Origin of the sequence: Saezia sanguinis (assembly GCF_003991585.1) — a bacterium.
In the GTDB taxonomy this organism is placed as follows: Bacteria; Pseudomonadota; Gammaproteobacteria; order Burkholderiales; family Burkholderiaceae_C; genus Saezia; species Saezia sanguinis.
Window position 1 is genome coordinate 1 of record NZ_PQSP01000112.1, and the last position, 260, is coordinate 260.

1 pseudogene is annotated in these 260 nt (G+C 71.5%); it reads left to right on the forward strand.

Going from position 1 to position 260, the window contains the following annotated elements:
- Positions 1–256, forward strand: a pseudogene (locus CUZ56_RS15160) (hypothetical protein); the annotation flags it as partial.
- Positions 257–260: the final 4 nt, after the last annotated feature.

The following is a 260-nucleotide window of genomic DNA, read 5'->3' on the forward strand; positions in this document are numbered from 1 at the left end:
GCTCTACCTCGTCGACGGGAAGTTCCGGATCGGCACCCCGGACGAGGTGATGACCTCGGCGGTGCTGTCCGAGCTGTACCAGACCGACGTCGATGTACTGCGCGTCCGCGGCCGCCTGGTCGTGGTCGGAACCGGCGACACGATGGACGCGCTCGGCACGGCCGGCGCCCACTGCCACGGCGACCCCGGCACCCCGCACACCCCCGACCCGGCCGGCACCGACACCGTCCGGCAACTCCGACAGGCACACACCTAGATGG